This window comes from Streptomyces tricolor, from assembly GCF_002155905.1.
Classification (GTDB): domain Bacteria; phylum Actinomycetota; class Actinomycetes; order Streptomycetales; family Streptomycetaceae; genus Streptomyces; species Streptomyces tricolor.
In genome coordinates, this window is sequence record NZ_MUMF01001009.1 from 1 (window position 1) to 1117 (window position 1117).

The window sequence follows — 1117 nt, forward strand, 5'->3', positions numbered from 1 at the left end:
CTCGCCCGCCCGCAGCGTGGCGAACCAGGAGTTCCACCAGACCGACGAACAGGTCAACGCCGCCGCCCGCACGGTGGCCCGGGCCCTGCAGGACGCCGGCCGTCGCGCGCTCAACCCCTCGGCGGGCTTCCCCCAGGAGATGGAGCGCTTCCCGGGCCGGATCTGGGTGGTGGCCCACAAGACCGTGGCCGTGGCCGCCGGGCTGGGCGTGATGGGCCTGCACCGCAACGTCATCCATCCCCGGTTCGGCAGCTTCGTCCTGCTGGCCACGGTCCTGGTGGACGCCCCGGTGAGCGCGTACGGCCGGGCACTGGACTACAACCCGTGCGTGGACTGCAAGCTGTGCGTCGCCGCGTGTCCGGTGGGCGCGATCGGCAAGGACGGCGCGTTCGATCCGCTGGCCTGTACGACCCACAACTACCGCGAGTTCATGAGCGGGTTCACCGACTGGGCGCAGACGGTGGCCGACAGCGAGGACGCCGCCGACTTCCGGGACCGGGTGACCGACCCGGAGAACGCCTCGATGTGGCAGAGCCTCGCCTTCAAGCCCAGCTACAAGTCCGGTTACTGCCTGGCCGTCTGCCCCGCGGGCGAGGACGTCCTCGGGCCGTACCTCGACGACCGCAGGCACTACCTCGACACGGTGCTGCGCCCCTTGCAGGACAAGACGGAGACCCTCTACGTCCTGCCGGGCTCCGCGGCCCAGCGGTACGCCGAGCGCCGCTTCCCGCACAAGCCCACGAAGGAGGTCACCGGCGGCTGGCGCCCGCCCGCGAAGCGCCACCCGGACATCGGCCCCGCCGCCCCGGAGGACAGCGAGTAGGACCCCGCTGCCCGTCCGGCGCGGCCGGCCGGTGTGCGACGGGGCGGGGAACAGCGGCCCGAGCGCATGGATTCACCGTTCCCCGCCCCTGCCGGTCGGCGCACCGCCGCCGGGACGGGCGAGGCGGCGTGCCGGTCCGTGGGGGCTCCGGCCTCGGCGGACGTACCCGCACCACCGATCCGGAAGCGGACCCTCCGACGATCCTGCTCCGACCCTCCGCCGCCGGTCCCGCCCGCGCCACCCGGAGGGGCCCGGCCGGGTGAGACGCCACCGGCGGGCCCCTCCGGGTGGCGC

General features: G+C 74.5%; 1 protein-coding gene. It reads left to right on the forward strand.

Annotated features, from left to right (window positions below; all coding sequences use genetic code 11):
• A partial coding sequence (locus tag CCN44_RS42380) for a 4Fe-4S binding protein (RefSeq protein ID WP_086704600.1) occupies nucleotides 1-823 on the forward strand: 823 nt, incomplete at its 5' end.
• Nucleotides 824-1117: the final 294 nt, after the last annotated feature.